We start from the raw sequence: 267 nt of genomic DNA on the forward strand, positions 1-267 counted from the left end.
GGTAAGCTTAATACTAACCAGCTTTGTTAGTAGTGCAAATCCACCCAAAGAAATTTTTTGGGAAGACCTAATTCCACAAGGTCATATGCAAATAAACACCCAAGCGCAAGCTAACCACGAAGGCAGTGAACAAAACTGGGTTCAACCAGATCTAAACGCCCCTGTAGTAAAAGCACTTGATGGTAAATCGGTAAGCCTACCGGGTTTTGTAGTACCACTTGAAGGCGACAGTGAAGTAATTACCGAGTTTTTACTGGTTCCTTATTT

General features: G+C 41.6%; 1 protein-coding gene. It reads left to right on the forward strand.

Annotated features, from left to right (window positions below; genetic code table 11):
• Positions 1-10: 10 nt before the first annotated feature.
• Positions 11-267 (forward strand): DUF3299 domain-containing protein (locus tag AAEY62_RS22735; protein WP_502935557.1); only part of this gene is annotated, 257 nt, incomplete at its 3' end.

Origin of the sequence: Pseudoalteromonas sp. GW168-MNA-CIBAN-0100, assembly GCF_040309225.1 — a bacterium.
GTDB classification, from domain to species: domain Bacteria; phylum Pseudomonadota; class Gammaproteobacteria; order Enterobacterales; family Alteromonadaceae; genus Pseudoalteromonas; species Pseudoalteromonas arctica.